Genomic DNA, 14,514 nt, shown 5'->3' on the forward strand with positions numbered 1-14,514 from the left:
GACGACCCGCCTGCGTGCAGTTCGGCGGGGGCGTCGGTCGCGCGGGTCAGTTTGGGCCGTCACCGCAGCAGTCTCCCATGAGAGTCCTGCCCGAAGCGCCGGGTGGTCCTCCTGGCCGGAAGGCCGAGCTCACGGTCCGTCCGAGCCGGGTGCTGAACGTCTCGGCCAGATCCTCCCCGCTGATCGCCGGGTACTGCCCGACGGAGACGACGCCGGTGATGTCCGTACGTTCGAACAGCACGGTGGCGGCGTCGGCGATGTCCAGGTGCGAGGCCCACGAGGCGCGGAAGCCGCTGGGCAGCGAGTAGCGCAGCACGTCCTCATCGCGGCCGCCCGCGATGACGCTCGGCAGCAGCAGGTTCTCGACGGCGAAGCCCCCGTCGCCGCGTGACCGTCGAAGCCGCTACCGGATCGAGGATCCGATGGAGATGCCGCCGTCCACGTCGAGGACCACACCGGTGATGTAGCCGGCTGCTTCACTGGCGAGGAAGGCCGCGGCTTCCGCGATGTCCTCGGGCCTGCCGGTGTGGCGCATGGGGACCTTGTTGGTGAGCTTGTCGCGTGCGGGGCCGTTCATGGAGGCGAGCATGGGGGTCTCGATGAGGCCGGGGGCGATGGCGTTGGCGGTGATGCCGTGGCGGGCGCCCTCCAGCGCGAGGGTGCGGGTCATGCCGACGATGCCCGCCTTGGCGGCCACGTAGTTCGTCTGACCGAAGTTCCCGCGCCATGACATGGAGGAGAAGCTGACGATGCGTCCGTAGCCCTGCCGCTTCATCGGGCCGAACGCGGCGCGGGCGCAGTGGAAGCCGCCGGTGAGGCTGACGCCGACGACCGCGTGCCAGTCGTCGTCGGTGATGTCCTCGACGCGGTTGTCGCGGATGATGCCGGCGTTGTTGACCAGCACATCGAGGCGGCCGAGATCGGCGGTGACACCGTCGATCCAGGCGTTGACCTGGGCCGAGTCGGTCACGTCCACCCGGTCGGTGCGGAGTTTCGCGTCGTGGGCGTCGGTGATGGTCCCGGCGGCGTCGGTGAGGGCCTGTTCGTTGAGGTCGGCCAGTGCGACGGTGGCGCCCTCGGCGGCGAACCGGGTCGCCATGGCCAGGCCGAGACCCTGTGCGGCGCCGGTGATGGCGACGACCCGTCCCTGGTAGCGGTTCACTTGGTGTCTGCTTTCGTGGTGTGGGGAGTGAGGAAGGCCCGCAGGGCGTCGGCCACCGAGCTCGCCTGCCAGTTGTCTGCGAAGGTGGCCAGTTCCTCGCGCAGGGCCTGCTCGGGGGCCATGCCGTCGATCCGGTGCAGCAGCGTCTTGAGCCGTTGCTGCGCGGGGCTGTGGCGGTCGGCCAACTGGTGGCAGATGCGGGTGGCGGTGGCGTCGAGGTCGGCTTCGGGCACGATCGCCTGGATCCATCCGGTGTGCGCGAAAGCGGTCGCGGGCAGCAGCTCGCCGGTGAGCAGGAGTCGGCGTGACAGGCCCCGCCCGACCGCGCCGGGCAGCCTGACGCTGGACCCGCCGGCCGGTACGAGCCGCCGTTGGAGGTGACCGTCGCCGATGAGGGTGGTGTCGGTGGCGACGACGACATCGCAGGCCAGCGCGAGTTCGAGGCCCCCGGCGACGGCGTGACCGTGCAGCACGGCGACCCAGGGTTTCGGGCTGGCCGCGATACGGCTGAAGCAGGCCGATACGTCGGTCAGGAAGTCGACCGGGTTGTCGCCCCGCTCGTGCAGCTCCAGGAACTGGTGGAAGTCCCCGCCGGCACAGAAGCTCGGCCCGTTGCCGGCCACGGCGATGACCGCTGTGCCGGGGTCGGCCTCGGCGCTGGTGATCTGTTTGTCCAGGGCTTCTATCAGGGTGACGTCGAGGGCGTTGCGCCGCTCGGGGCGGTTGAGCAGCAGCCACCGGACGGTGCCGCGTTGCTCGACGAGGAGGGGGGCCGTGTCGGTGGTCACTGTGCCTCTCGGCTGGAAAGTTCGGCGCGTCGGCGGTTGCGCAGCAGGTAGCGCTGGGTCTTGCCGCTGGGCGTCTTGGGCAGGGCGTCGATGAAGTGGATGGTGCGTGGGTAGGCGTGGGCGGCGTAGCGGGTCTTGACCAACTGCTGCAGTTCGGTGGCCAGTTCCGGGGAGGCGTCGCCGGCGTCGCGCAGGACGACGTACGCCTCGATGACCTCGCCGCGGACCTCGTCGGGTGCGCCGATGACGCTGCACTCGGCGACCGCGGGATGCTGGGCGAGGACGCTCTCGATCTCGAACGGCCCGATCCGGTAACCGGCCATGATGATGACGTCGTCGTCGCGTGAGGAGAAGAAGCAGTCACCGTCGGCGTCGATGCGCCCGGCGTCGCCGGTGAGGTAATAGCGGCCGTCGGGGGTGAACTTGGAGTGGCTCTGCCCGGGGATCTGGTAGTCGCTAAAGGTCATCAGCGGGCTTTCGGCGACGTCGATCGCGACCCGGCCGAGCACGCCCGGTCCGGCGGGCTCGTCCTTGTCGTCGGCCAGGACGGTGAGGCTCCAGCCGGGCACCGCCCGGCCCATCGACCCGGTCTTGAGCGGACGGGCGAGTTCGCGATGGTGGTGGTTGGCCAGGGGCATGCCGATCTCGGTCTGGCCGAAGTGGTCGTGCACGGCCAGGCCGAGCGCGGCGCCGGCCCACTCGTTGACCTCGGGAGTCAGCGGCTCACCCGCGCTGGACGCCCGTTCCAGACGCAGCCCCTGCGGCACCGGCACCGACGAGGAGCGCAGTCCCCGGTACACGGTCGGGGCGGCGGCGAAGTCGGTGACCTGGTGGTCGACGAGGGTGCGCCAGGTCGTCTCCGGGGAGAACCCACCGGACAGCAGCAGGCTGGGAATGCCGGCGGCCATCGGAGCGACGATGGCGGAGTACAGCCCGTAGGCCCAGCCTGGATCGGCGGCGCACCAGTAGCCGCTGCCTGGGGTGACACCGAGACCGTACTCCAGGTAGACCTGCCATCCCGCGATGTAGGAGACGGGGTGGATGACTCCCTTGGGCTTGCCGGTGGTGCCGGAGGTGAACATGTGCACCAGCGGGCCGTTCCCGCTGGTGGTGACGGCGGGCACCGGCTCCGGCGACGCGGCCGCGACGAGGTCGGCCAGCACCACGTCACCGCGCGAGGTGCCGGTTCCGGTGACGACGAGGCGGCGCTGGGGGTCGTCCGGAATGTCCGGGCCCGGGTCCAGTTTGTGGCGCTGGTCCGGGTCGACGACCACCACGTGCGCGCCGGAGCCTTCCAGGCGCAGGGCGATGGCCTGGGGCGCGAACGCGGTGAACAGCGGGACGTAGACCGCACCGAGCCGCCAGATCGCGAGAATGACCGTGACCAGGTCGGTGCCCTTGCCCATCAGAGTCGCCACCCTGTCACCCGGGCCGACGCCGAGGCCCTGCAGCGCCCGCGCGTAGCGGTGCGAGTCCGCGGCGAGCTCGCCGAAGGTCAGCGCGGAGGCCTTTCCGGCGCTGTCGACCACGGTGAACGCTGTGCGGTCGGCGGGGTGACGGTCGCACAGCAGCCCGGCGACATCGAGTGCCGGAGCCGCGAAGGTCGCGGTCAGCTCGGCGACGCGGTCCGCGGCGCTCACGCCTGGTCCTTGCGGTCGATGATGGGCAGGACCAGGCGGCTGAGGTGGTTCGGGCCGTGGTGGATGTGGTTGATCGCGGGAATCATCTGCTCCTCGCCCTCGTGAGCGATGACACCGCCGGTGTTGGTGTTGCGGTCGTAGCGGGGGAAGTTGCTGCTGGAGACGTCCACGCGGATGCGGTGACCGGGCAGGAACACATTCGAGGTGGCGGTCATGTCGATGGTGATCTCGTAGACCGTGCCCGGCTCCATCAGTTCTTCCGAGGCCAGGCCGCCCCGATAGCGGGTGCGCAGGATCCCGTCGCACAGGTTGATCGCCTTGCCGTCGGGGAAGACGTCGACGAGCTTGGCGGTGAAGTCGGTGTCCACCGCCGACGACGAGACGAACAGTTGCAGGCTGACCGGGCCGGTGACCTCGACAGCCTCCTCCAGTACGGGAGTGGCGAAGCACAGGACGTCGTCGCGGCCGGCGACCGTCCGCTGGTCGACCGGGCCGCAGAACCCCGGCGTCGTCGGCATCGACGCCCCGCCCGCCGAGGGAACCGGGCGGCGCGGGTCGTAGAGGTAGGTCTCGTGCCCGGCGCCGGTCGGCGCCTCGGTCGTCAACACGCCATCGCCGTCGGCGGTGTTGGCGCGGCCGGTGCTCGTGAGGTGGAAGTCGGTCCACCTCGTGTCGGGCAGCGGCCACTCCTGCTCGTCACGCCACTGGTCGATGCCCATCACGAAGATCTTCACCGGCGCCACGCCGTCCAGAGCGGTGGTGTCGCCCCGCAGCCAGCGGTCGAAGAACTTCACATGCAGGCCGGACAGGCCCATCAACCGGGCACCGGCCAGCGGGCCGAAGGAGCGGTCGCGATAGACGCCGTCCGCGGCGGGGCCGTGGTCCCACGGGCCGATGATCAGCCGTTGCCCCTCACGCGCCTGCGCGGTACCCGCCTGTCGGCGGGCGGCGGTGTAGGTGCGCAGGGTCTGCCCGATGTAGAGGTCGTACCAGCCGCCGATGTTCAGCGCCGGGACGGTGACGTTCTTGAGCTCGGGCGTGAGCTCCATGGCATCCCAGTACCCGTCGTGGGAGGGGTGGGCCATCCAGTCGTCCCACCACTTCCCGTAAGCCGCAAGGACAGGAACCTCGGCCGTCGGCAGCACATCGTTGAGAACCTCGGGGGACAGGACCGCCTGACCGAGCTGCTGCAGCTGGGACGCGGTGTCCTCGCCGGCGGCCAGGGACCGCTGGGCGTCGGCCGCGTACATGATGGCGTTCCACATCGTGACGAGGCTCAGCGAAAGCGCACCGCCCGCGGAGTACCAAGGCGCCTCGTAGTTGTCGATCGAGGTGACGGCCGGTGCGATCGCCTTGAGACCGGGGACGCCGGTCACGGCGGTCTCCCACTGGACCATCCCGAGGTAGGACCCTCCGTACATGCCCACGGTGCCGTCGGACCACGGCTGGTCGGTGATCCAGGCGACGGTGTCCTCGCCGTCGTTGCGGTCGGCCATGTGGGGAACGAACTCGCCCTCCGAGCGGTGGGTACCACGGCAGTCCTGCACCACCAGCGCGTAGCCGGCCTCCAGCAGGGCCTGAAGGTCGGGCATGAGCGCATGGCCGACGCCCCATATGACGTCCTTGCCGTACGGCAGGCGCACGAGCAGCGCCGGAGCCTTCCCCTCGACCGGACGCCACACGTTGGCGGCGAGGGCCACGCCGTCACGCATCGGGACCCGGACGTCTATGTCGTATAGGTGCTGCATCGGTGCTCCTCGTCGAGCCGACGGCATGGTGGGTGAATGCGGGTACGTTAAGAGGTACGTTCGTACCCTGTCAATTACCGCACGCGGTGACCTCGTCCCCTTTCCTTCATGGGGTCTCGGGCGCCCCGCCGTTCGGGGTTGGGGTCGCTACGACGTGACGAAGCCAGGTCGGCGAATGGTGGAGCGTTCGAGGCGGGATCGTCGGCGGTACAGCGATCGTCCTGCGCGGGACGGGTACGCACTCACCGAGGCCGGGAACCCATGCCGTCCGGTGCTCACATGACCCGACCCGGTACTCCCTGCGGGTGTCCGCCGATCGAAGGTCCCGGCGCGATGTCACCCAGCCGCTGCTACTGATCGGCAGACTTGGGCCGGTTGGGGGGCAAGCGGGGTCGGCCCCGGTGGGCCGCCCCGCACGTCATGCGCCGACCGCGGCCACACCTACGGCATCCATCGCTGCTGCCTGCGGGAGCGCGCAGAGTCGGACGAATCGCCGAGTCCGCGATCGTCTGGCTCCACTGCCCTCACCCACAGCCGGGCGGACGAGTATCCCGCCCGCCCGGCCAAGGTCACCGTGATCGCGCTCCGCGGACTCCTGAGCCGCGGTGGCCGGCGCACGTAGCGCACAGTCGGCGTGTCGATCTGCTCGGCGAACGTCTTTCGGCAGCGTGCCGGAGCATCGCAGCGCCGACGGCGAACGGCCAGGGGGACGCACCGACGCCGCCTGCCGTTGCTCGATCGAGCAACGGCAGGCGGCGTCGGTGCGTCCCCCTGGTGCCCTGTCAGCCCGGAATCACCGGCAGGACGATGCGAGAGGGCCGCTCGGGGTCGTGGTAGATGTGCTGGCGGGCCACTCGGGCCGTGGTCGCGCTGTCCTCGGGTTCGCCCGTGTTGAGGTTGCGGTCCCAGCGGGGGAAGTTGCTGGAGGTGACCTGTACCCGTATCCGATGGCCTGCGCGGAAGACGATGCTGGTCGACCACAGGTCCACGACGTGCTCGGCCGGCTCGCCCGGCGTCGCCGCGCGCACCCGCACGATGCCGTCGGTCACATTGCGGGAGACGCCGTGCTCGTCGACGTCGCACAGCCGTGCCACCCAGTCGGTCGAGGGCCCGTCCGTGGCGGCGAAGAGCACCGCCCGCACGCGGCCTGTCACCTCGGTGTCCTCGGTGAGCGGTTCGGTGGTGAAGACCAGGACGTCCTCACGCTCCTCCACGGCCGTCTGGTCGAGCGGTCCGGGACGGAAGTCGTCGGTCATGAGCAGCGCGCCACCGGTGGTGGGCACCGGGTTCATGGGGTCGTAGGTGAACTCCTCGGGCTGCTCGGCGGTGGACGGCGGCTCAGGGGTCAGGCTTCCGTCCGCGCGCAGGTGGAAGTCCCTCTCCACCGCCCGTGACAGGGGCCATTCCGTCTCCTCGCGCCACTGGTTGATCCCCATGACGAACAGCAGCACCTTGCCGGTGTCCGGCTCCAGTGCCTCATCGTCACCGATCGTGTGCTGGAACCAGTCGAACTGCATGTCGGTCAGGCGTCCGCGCATGCCCATCAAGGCGGAGTTGGCGCCGAACCCGAAGTTGACGTCGCCGATCACGTGCTGCTGGTTGGCGTGACTCCACGGCCCCACGACCAGCGTGGCGGACCGGCCGGCGCGGCGCATGGCGGTGAAGTTGTCGAGGGTGCCCTGAACGAAGATGTCGTACCAGCCGCCGACCTGGAAGGTGGGCAGGTCCACCTCGTCGTGCCTACCCGCGACGGTGCAGGACCGCGCCCACTCGGGCTCCCGCCGGGACCGCTCATAGCCCAGCTCGGGAAGGTCGTGCCGGACGAACGCGGGGAAACGCCCGGCGGGCAGTTCGCCGTAGCCGCCGCCCGCCAGGCCGTCGAGGTCCTGCACCAGGCTGACGAGGCTGCCCCCGAGCGTGGCGGGGTCGGCGCCGTGCCGGCGCATCAGCGCGTCGGGGCCCATCATGAGGGTCCAGGGTGCGGTGATGCCGAGCTCGATCGCACCGCCGCGTGTCCACAGTCCGTCGTCCGGATCGGACCACGTGACCATCGGTGCGATCGCCTTCAGCTCCGGTGGCTTGGACAGCGCCGCCATCCACTGTGTGTTGCCGAAATAGCTGGCGCCGATCATGCCGACGGAGCCGTTCGCGCCGGGGAGGGCGGCGGCCCACCGTACGGTGTCGTAGCCGTCGCTCTCCTCGTGGGTCCACGGGTCCCACTCTCCCTCGGAGGCGAACCGGCCACGGGTGTCCTGGATGACCACCATGAAGCCACGCCGAGCCGCCGCCAGCGGATCGAGGATGCCGGCCAGCAGGGGCATCTGCTTGCCGTACGGCAGCCGGGTCAGCAACACCGGCCACGGCCCCGTGCCGGCGGGGCGGTAGACATCGGCGCGCAGCACCGTGCCGTCACGCATCTCGGCCGGAACGTCGAACTCGATCCGGATATCTGCCATGTACCGCTCCCTCGCGTGTGACGACGCTGTCACGCGACATGGTCGAACCTGGCCCCCGTCCCGCACTACACCCGAACGGGGGTGGCCACGGCGTTCGCGGGGGCGTCACGCCGCCGCGTTCAGCAGGTCGGCAAGCACCTCGGGCCTCTCCAGGGCGATGAAGTGGCCCGCTCCCGGCACCTGTGTGAAGTCGGCGGCGGGCAGCAGGTGCTTGTTGGCCAGCCTGTCCGAGGGCCGTGACCAGTCGTGCTCCCCGTAGACGAGGTGGACGGGCGCCTTCACCTCGGGGTAGCGCGAGCGGGCCGCGATGAGGCTCGGCAGGCTCTGGTACACGGCCCGGGCGACGGTCGGGTAGCCGGGGCGGCTGCCCACCTGAAGGAGCTCGTCCACGTAGTCCTCGCGCAGAGCGGCGTTGTCGCCCAGGCCGCCCTGGAGGATCTTGGTGATCACGGGCTTCGGCTCCACCCCGGCGATCACCGGGCCCACTCCGGGCAGGAGAACACCGGTGATCACCACGCGGGCGAGGAGGCTGGACCGGGCGATTCCGTCGCGGAAGTCGTACGTGTTGACCGCGACGACGCGCCGGACCCGCTCCGGAAGGTCGGCCGCGGTGGTCAGGGCGAGGACCGCCCCCATGGACTCCCCGACCAGGGTCACGTCGTGGAGGTCGAGTTCGGTCAGAAGCCGCTCGACGCCCACGCGCATGGCCGGCTCGTCGTACGACGCCCCGGGCACGATCTCGGAGTAGCCCATCCCCGGCAGATCCAGGGCGTACACGGTGTACCGGTCCGCGATCAGCGGGATGAGGTGGCGGAAGTGCTCGGCCTGGGTGCGCACGGTGTGCAGCAGGACCAGCGGGGCACCCGTACCCGCCTTGAGGTAACGCAGTGTTCCCTCGCGGCCGCCGGATCCCGCGCGCGGGGCGATGGTGTGGGTCGTGGTCCCCGGAATGTGGATCGTGGGGCGGGTTTCCTGGCTGGGCATCTCGCCGACTCCTCGTGTGTGAACGTGTGTGAACGTGTGAGCGCTGGGCTTGGGTGACTCGGGCACGGTCCGGCAGGGGCGTGAGGGCCCGTGGCGCGCGGCGCCGGCGGGCCCTCACGCCGTGTGGCCTACTTCGCCAACTGGGGGTACAGCCCGGCCAGGTCGCCGGCGAGGCCTGCCTTGACCTGCCGCGTGATGTCGTCGGCGAGGACCTCGTACGCGCCTGCCTCGACGCCGTCGAGGGCGAGCGCGGCGACGTCGCGCGGGTCGGACTTGGGGCCTTCGGCGCCCGCCGCGAGGTCGGTGTCCACGTATGCCACGTGCAGTCCGGTGACGGCGATGCCGCGGGGCTGGAGCTCCAGACGCAGGGAGTTGGACTGCGACCACAGGGCGGCCTTGGAGGCGCTGTAGGAGCCGCCGAGGGCCAGCCAGGAGAGCACGGAGTGCACGTTGAGGATGTGGCCGCCGCCGTTGCCCTCGATGATCGGTACGAAGGCCCGGGTGAGCAGCAGCGGCCCGTAGAAGTTGGTTTCGAACTCCCGGCGTACGTCGTCGACGGGGGAGTCGAGGAAGGAGGCGCCGACCGCGGCACCGGCGTTGTTGATCAGCACGGTGACATCCTGCGCCTGTGCGGCGGCCGCGGCCACGGAGGCCGGGTCGGTGACCTCCAGCGCCACCGGGACCGCGTCGGGATGCGTCACGGTCCGCGGGTCGCGGGCCGTGGCGTACACCTTGCCGGCGCCGCGCGCATACAGCTCCTCCGCCAGGGCCTTGCCGATGCCGCGGCTGCCGCCGGTGACGAAGACGTTCGCGCCCTTCAAAGCGGTCATGAGTGCCTCCACAGGCTTGAAAACTAATCGGTTTCCATCACAGTAAACCGATCGGTTTCCGAGCGCAAGCCGTACTGTCCGGGAATGCGTCGCCGGGGCTCGCGGTCGCTCACTGCTTCGCGTGGACGCTTCGGGCGTTGGTGGCGCGGTGGCGGGGCGGCGGGGAGTCCGGTCCGGGTGCGGCCGAGGTGACGCTGGGCCGGGGTCGGCACGCTCGCCCTCGGCGCACGCCCTGGCTCGGGCTGCGGAAACCGATCGTTTTCCATTTCCCGTGATTCGGGTTAATCTCGCGGTATGACCACCGAAGTGAAAGCAAGTCCGAGGGAGCGGCTGCTGGAGGCGGCGGCCACACTCACCTACCGAGACGGTGTCGGCGTCGGTGTCGAGGCTCTCTGCAAAGCGGCGGGAGTGTCGAAGCGCTCCATGTACCAGCTGTTCGCGAGCAAGGACGAACTCCTGGCAGCGAGCCTGAAGCAGCGCGCTTCTGTCTTCGTTGCGACTCTCCTGCCCACGGCGGACGACGGCCGGTCGCACCGCGAACGCATCCTGCATGTCTTCGAGCGGGTGGAAGCGCAGTCGGGTGCACCCGAGTTCCGCGGCTGCCGTTACCTGGCCGCACAGGTCGAGCTCAAGGATCAGAGCCACCCAGCGAGCCGGGTGGCCCACCAGGTCAAGGCGAACCTGACGGAGTTCTTCCGTTCCGAGGCCGAGCAGGGCGGGGCGGACGATCCCGACCTGCTGGCTCGACAGCTCAGCCTGGTCTTCGACGGCGCCAGTGCCCGCGCGGGAATCGGAGCCGACAAACTCACGGGCCTCATCGCGCCCACGACGATCACCCTGCTCGACGCGGCGGGCGTGCGCTGACGCATCGCCTCTCCGGGAAGGTGTGAGGCCGCGTTTTGCCGCTCCGCACGGCGACCGCCGAAGTCCTCGGACCTCACCGGTTCGGAGCGGACCGCGCCCTGGCCGACTGTGGCCGGAGGTCGTCGTCGCACCGCGCTCCACGGAACGGGATCATGTCGACCCCGTGCTCGGAACGGGATCATGCCGACCCCGTGCTCGGCCGGGCTCGACGCGTCATGTGCTGACCGGGCGCACCGAAACCCGCTGCGGGTGTCGCCGACCGGTGGGCACCGCAACGACACCACCCGGCTGCCGCCCTCAGCTCCCGCCCTTGGGCCGACACTCTCGGGCCGGAGCCGAACAAACGAGGCGGGCCCCGGCGCAGGCCCCCGCACGTCATAGGCCGAACCGCGGCTACGCCAGGACATCTGCCGCCGCCTCCTGTGCGAGCGCCGCATCACACCGGGGATCGCCCGGCGTGGCCGCCGACGCTGAACTGCCGTCCGTCCGTGTGGCGTTGTGAAACCATCCCGACCTGCCTCCTGAAGCCGCCCATGCCGCCTGCCCCCGAGCGACGGCCTGCCTCCCGACCACCAAGATCATCATCGGTGGTGTCCCGGTCCCGGTGATGCGCAGCGGAGTATGGCGTACCGCAACCGTAGTGGCCGAAAATGTGTCTCTCACCGCGCGGCGGGGCGATGCGCCAGACGGTGGGGCTTCGACGCACGGTGGCCTTGGGGGGCTGGAATGAACACATGGGCATTGCCCGGCTACACCGAGTCGTTCGAACTCGGGTCGGGGGCGAGCGGGCGGGTGGTCCTCGCCGTGCACGAGGAGACCGGCGTGCCGGTGGCCGTCAAGTACCTCAGCGAGTCCCTGCGTACCCGGCCGGGTTTCGTGCGTGACTTCCGGACCGAGGCCCGGCTGCTCGGCGGGCTGGAGAGCCCCTTCGTCACCGAGCTGTACGAGTACGTGGAGAGCCCGGACGGCGCCGCCATCGTGATGGAGCTGGTGGACGGCGTCTCGTTGCGTGCCCTGCTGCAGCGGGAGGATCCGCTCGGCCCCGAGGCCGCGCTCGTCATCCTCAAGGGATCACTGCTGGGTCTGGCCGACGCGCACCGCGTCGGCGTCGTCCACCGCGACTACAAGCCGGAGAACGTCCTGGTCGCGCCGGACGGATCCTCCAAGCTGGTCGACTTCGGTATCGCGGTGGACGCGGGCACCAGCGCGGGTGTGGCCGGAACTCCCTCCTACATGGCCCCGGAACAGTGGACCGGTGCGCCCGCCTCTCCCGCCGCCGACGTGTACGCGGCCGCCGCCACCTTCTTCGAATGCTTGACGGGCCACAAGCCGTACCGTGGCGACAACCTCGCGGCCCTCGCGTTGCAGCACGTCGACGCACCCGTTCCCGCCGACGAGGTGCCGGAAGCGGTGCGTGAGCTGGTGCGCCGGGGCCTGGCGAAGGACCCGGAAGAACGGCCCGCGCAGGCCGAGGCGTTCGTCAGGGAACTGGAGGCGGCCGCCGTCGCCGGCTACGGGCCCGACTGGGAGGAGCGCGGCCGTGGGCGGCTCGCCGCGCTGGTGGCCCTGCTGCCGTTGCTGCTGCCGTCGACCCGGGGCACACCCCGCACCACCACGGACACCGCTCGCACGGTCTTGCGCCAGGAACCGGGCCGCGGCGGCGTGCAGGCGTGGCTGCCCGGCCGTTCCGGCATGCTCGTCTCCGGTGCCGCACTGCTCCTCGGAGCCGTCCTCACCTTCGGGGTCCAGCACGCCCCCGGCGGCGGCACCGGGCAGGTGGCACAGGCCCTTGCCACCACCGGCGCCGAGGCAGGCGCGGACACGGCGGCGCCCCCGGCCCCGACGGTCTCCCCTTCCTCGTCCCCGACACCCACCGACTCGGCCGATCAGTCGCCCTCTCCCACCCTGTCGCCCTCGGACGCCGAGCCCACCCCCACCGATGAACCCTCGTCCTCCGCCACGACGGACGGGACCACGGAGACGACCGAGCCCGCGGGCGCGACCACCACGCCGCCACCGACGACGACTTCCCCCACCCCGGTCACCGCCCCAGCCGTCAAGGATGTCGCGGTGACGGGCTTCCGGCAGACGGGTCCGGCGACCGCCACGGCGACCATCGACATCGTCACGGACGGCACCGGACCGGTCTCCCTCACCGTCTCGTGGTTCGCCGGCGACTCAAGAGGACAACTCGGCACCGCGGACGGCGCGTCCCAGACCTTCGAACGCAGCGGCGCCACCCAGTACACACTCACCGTCGACCACGCCTTCCGGAGCACCGGCTGCTACTGGGCGGTGCAGGCCACAACCACCCCGACCTCCGCCGACGGCGGCGCCTCCCAGCAGCTACTGACCAGACGGTGTGACATCCGATGACCACGCAGAACGACGACCACAGACCCACGCCGGCGGAAGCCGTCGAGCCCACCCTGGCGCTGCCGGACTCGGTGACGCTGGTGGAGGGCTCCGGCGACGCACCCACGCAGGTGCCGACGGGCACCGAAGCCGACGAGCCCACCAGGGTTCTTCCGACCGCCGACGCGTCCGCCCCCACTGTGCACCTCGGCCCCGCCTCCACTGTGCACCTAGGTCCCGCCCCGACTGTGCGCCTAGGCCCCGCCTCTACCGTGCACCTAGGCCCCGCCTCCACCTTGCACCTCGGCCCCGCAGACGGTCGCGTCCCCCTTGACGAGGCGGCCTCCGCTGACGCCGAGCGCGCCGAGCACGCCGAGTACAGCGCCACCGTGCTGGCCAGCCACTGGATACAGAGACCCGAACCCGACGAGACCCTCGTCGAGGAGACCGTCGAACAGCGCTCCAGGTCCACGATGAACGGGTCGCCGCCCCCTGATCGCATCGAAGGCACGGTGCTGCGTTTCGGCCCTGGTGTGACCAGCGCCGTCGCGCAGCGGACCCACCGCACGCTGCCCGCCCTGCCGCCGCCCCGCGCACCACGGCGCCGACGGCTGCGTCGACACGCTCTGCCCGCGCTGGTGGTCCTCGGCGTCCTCGCGTTCCTCGCCTGGCAGCGGGTCGGGCCGCCCCTCAAGGTCGGCACGGTGACGGTCACGGCGCGGCCTGCCGCCCTTGAGTGTGAGGGCACCGCGGACATCGTCGGTGTCGTCGCCACGAACGGCCGTCCGGGCACGTTCTCCTACCGCTGGGTCCGAAGCGACGGCACCAAGTCGCAGGTCCTGAAAGAGGTGATGGTCCAGGGACAGAGACAGGCACGCGTGCACCTGCGGTGGACCTTCCAGGGCAAGGGCCACCGCACGGCACAGGCCGAACTGCGCATCCTCTCCGCAGGCCCCCACACGGCCGGCACCCGCTTCACGTACGACTGCTCCTGACCGCCGCTGTCGGGAGCCGGCCGGGGGTTCGTGAGCAACCCGGGAGGCGGCTCGGGACGCCTGTGCTCTCCTGCCCGGCATGCTGACGTGACGGAACGCGTGCACAGCGAAGCCGAAGTGCCGTTTTCATCGTGGTGCGGCTGAGGCGGCGTACTGAGGCTCGAAGCCGATTCGACGAAAAGCTGACCGTTGTCATCGGGCTGGCATTCGGAGTGCTCATCGCGCCGACCGCGTCAGGCAAGGGGACATTCGACACCGTCGGCCAACTCGCGCAGGGCGCCCGGCGGACGGTGGGGCGACCGCGTCCCTCGGAGCGACCGGCGTGACGGCAGCGGCTTGAGCGACGGAGGTGACCGTAGGGGACGGAGCGACCGAGGTGAACGCGGCGGTGACCGCGGCGGTGGGCTGCACGTAGGACGCCGGGGGAGCGGGGGCGGCTACGGCGGTGGCCGGAAGACCAAACGGGAGATCTTCGATGGCTGGGATTATGACGGCTGGAATTCGAGGCAGGGCAACTCTGACGAGGGGGCGGTGGACCCTCGTCTGCGGTTCCTAGGCCGTACATCGCCACGACGTCGGTCTGCGGGGAGCGGCAGCCGTAGCGGGCCGGTGGTGCATCCGTGGGCCGGTCGCGCGCGGAACACTGCGGTGTAGGGGCGGTGTGGGCCGCGTCGGCAGGTGGAAGAGGTGGT

General features: G+C 70.7%; 11 protein-coding genes. 3 read left to right on the forward strand and 8 right to left on the reverse strand.

The features are described from left to right. Positions 1 to 46: 46 nt before the first annotated feature. From K1J60_RS44160 to K1J60_RS44195, 8 genes are all read right to left on the reverse strand, one after another. A complete protein-coding gene (locus tag K1J60_RS44160; protein ID WP_220651153.1) occupies positions 47 to 316 on the reverse strand; it encodes a hypothetical protein in 270 nt (89 codons plus the stop codon). A gap of 87 nt (positions 317 to 403) precedes the next feature. Next, the gene (locus K1J60_RS44165; RefSeq protein ID WP_220651154.1) at positions 404 to 1,162 is read right to left on the reverse strand and encodes an SDR family oxidoreductase; all 759 of its coding nucleotides are present in this window, start codon (positions 1,160 to 1,162) and stop codon (positions 404 to 406) included. Further along, complete coding sequence (locus K1J60_RS44170) at positions 1,159 to 1,950, reverse strand: enoyl-CoA hydratase/isomerase family protein (RefSeq protein ID WP_220651155.1); 792 nt, start codon at positions 1,948 to 1,950, stop codon at positions 1,159 to 1,161. Before K1J60_RS44170 ends, K1J60_RS44165 begins: the two co-directional genes overlap by 4 nt. Next, entirely contained in the window at positions 1,947 to 3,590 is a 1,644-nt protein-coding gene (locus K1J60_RS44175; protein WP_220651156.1) for an AMP-binding protein, read from the reverse strand. The genes K1J60_RS44170 and K1J60_RS44175 overlap by 4 nt, the downstream gene beginning before the upstream one ends. After that, positions 3,587 to 5,338: a CocE/NonD family hydrolase gene (locus tag K1J60_RS44180; RefSeq protein ID WP_220651157.1), complete on the reverse strand. Its 1,752-nt coding sequence runs from the start codon at positions 5,336 to 5,338 to the stop codon at positions 3,587 to 3,589. The genes K1J60_RS44175 and K1J60_RS44180 overlap by 4 nt, the downstream gene beginning before the upstream one ends. A gap of 782 nt (positions 5,339 to 6,120) precedes the next feature. Continuing rightward, complete coding sequence (locus K1J60_RS44185; protein ID WP_220651158.1) at positions 6,121 to 7,794, reverse strand: CocE/NonD family hydrolase; 1,674 nt, start codon at positions 7,792 to 7,794, stop codon at positions 6,121 to 6,123. 105 nt (positions 7,795 to 7,899) lie between these two features. After that, complete coding sequence (locus tag K1J60_RS44190; protein WP_220651159.1) at positions 7,900 to 8,778, reverse strand: alpha/beta fold hydrolase; 879 nt, start codon at positions 8,776 to 8,778, stop codon at positions 7,900 to 7,902. A 128-nt stretch (positions 8,779 to 8,906) separates the two neighbouring features. Then, positions 8,907 to 9,608 (reverse strand): SDR family oxidoreductase, encoded by a 702-nt coding sequence (locus tag K1J60_RS44195; protein ID WP_220651160.1) that lies wholly within the window; start codon positions 9,606 to 9,608, stop codon positions 8,907 to 8,909. 294 nt (positions 9,609 to 9,902) lie between these two features. Here K1J60_RS44195 and K1J60_RS44200 point away from each other — a divergent pair, with 294 nt between their 5' ends. The 3 genes from K1J60_RS44200 (at position 9,903) to K1J60_RS44210 (ending at position 13,822) form a co-directional block, all read left to right on the forward strand. Next, positions 9,903 to 10,472, forward strand: a complete 570-nt coding sequence (locus tag K1J60_RS44200; protein WP_220651161.1) for a TetR/AcrR family transcriptional regulator — start codon at positions 9,903 to 9,905, stop codon at positions 10,470 to 10,472. 726 nt (positions 10,473 to 11,198) lie between these two features. Continuing rightward, positions 11,199 to 12,848 (forward strand): serine/threonine-protein kinase, encoded by a 1,650-nt coding sequence (locus K1J60_RS44205; protein WP_220651162.1) that lies wholly within the window; start codon positions 11,199 to 11,201, stop codon positions 12,846 to 12,848. After that, positions 12,845 to 13,822, forward strand: coding sequence for a hypothetical protein (locus tag K1J60_RS44210; RefSeq protein ID WP_220651163.1), 978 nt, complete (start codon positions 12,845 to 12,847; stop codon positions 13,820 to 13,822). Before K1J60_RS44205 ends, K1J60_RS44210 begins: the two co-directional genes overlap by 4 nt. The last annotated feature ends 692 nt before the right edge of the window (positions 13,823 to 14,514 follow it).

It is taken from the genome of Streptomyces akebiae (assembly GCF_019599145.1).
Taxonomy (GTDB): Bacteria; Actinomycetota; Actinomycetes; order Streptomycetales; family Streptomycetaceae; genus Streptomyces; species Streptomyces akebiae.

Bases quoted from the DNA above. Each gene is read 5' to 3' on its own strand.
- K1J60_RS44185 (WP_220651158.1), bottom strand. From the start codon at position 7,794: ATGGCAGATATCCGGATCGAGTTCGACGTTCCGGCCGAGATGCGTGAC.
- K1J60_RS44180 (WP_220651157.1), bottom strand. From the start codon at position 5,338: ATGCAGCACCTATACGACATAGACGTCCGGGTCCCGATGCGTGACGGC.
- K1J60_RS44200 (WP_220651161.1), top strand. From the start codon at position 9,903: ATGACCACCGAAGTGAAAGCAAGTCCGAGGGAGCGGCTGCTGGAGGCG.
- K1J60_RS44205 (WP_220651162.1), top strand. From the start codon at position 11,199: ATGAACACATGGGCATTGCCCGGCTACACCGAGTCGTTCGAACTCGGG.
- K1J60_RS44190 (WP_220651159.1), bottom strand. From the start codon at position 8,778: ATGCCCAGCCAGGAAACCCGCCCCACGATCCACATTCCGGGGACCACG.
- K1J60_RS44195 (WP_220651160.1), bottom strand. From the start codon at position 9,608: ATGACCGCTTTGAAGGGCGCGAACGTCTTCGTCACCGGCGGCAGCCGC.
- K1J60_RS44210 (WP_220651163.1), top strand. From the start codon at position 12,845: ATGACCACGCAGAACGACGACCACAGACCCACGCCGGCGGAAGCCGTC.